Origin of the sequence: Kordiimonas aquimaris, from assembly GCF_025574485.1 — a bacterium.
In the GTDB taxonomy this organism is placed as follows: domain Bacteria; phylum Pseudomonadota; class Alphaproteobacteria; order Sphingomonadales; family Kordiimonadaceae; genus Kordiimonas; species Kordiimonas aquimaris.
The window spans coordinates 1-1,785 of record NZ_JAOBPO010000018.1; the positions used below are offsets into that span (position 1 = coordinate 1).

Consider the following 1,785-nt stretch of genomic DNA (forward strand, 5'->3'; position numbering starts at 1 on the left):
CCCCCAAGTTCGAAGAAGTTGTCATGCACACCTACGCGCTCTAGCTTGAGAACTTCCTGCCATAAAGTGCAAAGCTTAGCTTCAATCTCCGTACGAGGAGCAACATAAATCGAACGCTGAACATCCATATCGCCAGGAGCAGGCAATGCCTGACGATCAAGCTTTCCATTAGTGGTTAAAGGGAAGCTGTCTAGAACAACAAAGGCTGATGGAATCATATAGTCAGGAAGCCGCTGCTGTAATGTAGAACGTAATGACCCTATAAAATCCTGCTTCGCCGCTTCATCTTCAACATAAGAACCTTCCGCAACAATGTAAGCAACTAGCTGTTTATCGCTACTGTCAGCTTGACCTTCTCGCGCAACAACAACTACATCACTAACGTCAGAAACATCTAAAAGTGACGCTTCAATCTCGCCAAGCTCAATTCTAAAACCACGAACCTTAACTTGATGGTCGACCCGACCTATAAACTCAAGGTTCCCATCCGGCAGATAGCGCACCAGATCACCCGTCCGGTATAAACGAGAGCCCGTATCATTACTGAATGGGTTTGATATAAAGCGCTCCGCAGTAAGCTCGGGGCGGTTCAAATAACCCCGCGCCAAACCTGCTCCACCTATATATAACTCACCAACAGCACCTATCGGCAAAATACGCTGATGTTCATCGAGCACCCACGCACTTAAATCTGCAAGCGGTCGTCCGATAACACTACAAGTTTGCTCAGCTTCTTTCCTGGTAACTTCATGAAATGTCGCATGAACGGTTGCTTCTGTAAGGCCATACATATTAATCATTCTTGCATTCAACCCGCGGTAAAATCGAAACCATGGCTTCAATTTATTTGGCTCTAATGCTTCCCCTCCAAATACCACATACCTTAGGCTATCTAATGTTGCTTTTTGAATAATACATCTACTCATTAAACGATAAAATCCTGACGGAGTCTGGCTAAATATCGTGACTTGGTAATCGATGAAAACTTTCAACAAAAGATCTGTAGAGCGCCTCACGTCGTCAGAAAGAAGAAGAGCTTTTCCTCCACAAAATAGCGCGCCCCAAAGCTCCCATACAGAAAAATCAAAAGAGCAAGAATGAAAAAATGTCCATACATCCTTAGAGTTAAATTTAAACTTTTCCTGACAAGTGTTTAACAATCGACCAACACTTTTATGTTCGACACATACACCTTTGGGCTTTCCTGTAGAGCCTGAGGTATAGATCACATAAGCGAGGTGGTCGGAGCATATCCCCAAAGCCGAAGTATCAGGGTTAGTCTCAGGGTAAAATGACAACGCCTCAAGCTGCTCTGGCTCATCGAGAAGCACCAGCTCAGGGCGATCCTGACAACGCTCATCAAACAATGATAGATCAGTCGCTATAGAAGCCTGACCAATAACTATGTGAGCTTGTGTATCATCAAGCATAAACCGAAGGCGGTCCTCCGGATAATCAGGATCCAGCGGAACATAAGCACCACCAGCCTTAAGTATTCCCATAATACCGACAACCATCTCAAGAGAGCGGTCAAGGCAAAGACCCACTAGACTATCTGGCTTAACTCCCTGCTCAATCAGGTAATGTGCAAGCTGATTACTCCGCTTGTTTAACTCAGCATAACTAAGTTCACTACCCTCATAAACGACAGCAATGTTATCTGGAGTGCGGCTGGCTTGCTCTTCAAATAAAGTATGCAAACACTTGTCTGATGCATAAGCCGCAGATGTATCATTCCATTCAATAAGTAAGCGGTCACGCTCCAGAGAAGATAATAATGGTAAA

Annotated in this window: 1 protein-coding gene; it reads right to left on the bottom strand. The window is 44.6% G+C overall.

Annotated elements, in window-relative coordinates; all coding sequences use genetic code 11:
* A partial coding sequence (locus OEU88_RS17560) for a non-ribosomal peptide synthetase (protein WP_262696512.1) occupies nt 1-1,785 on the bottom strand: 1,785 nt, incomplete at both ends.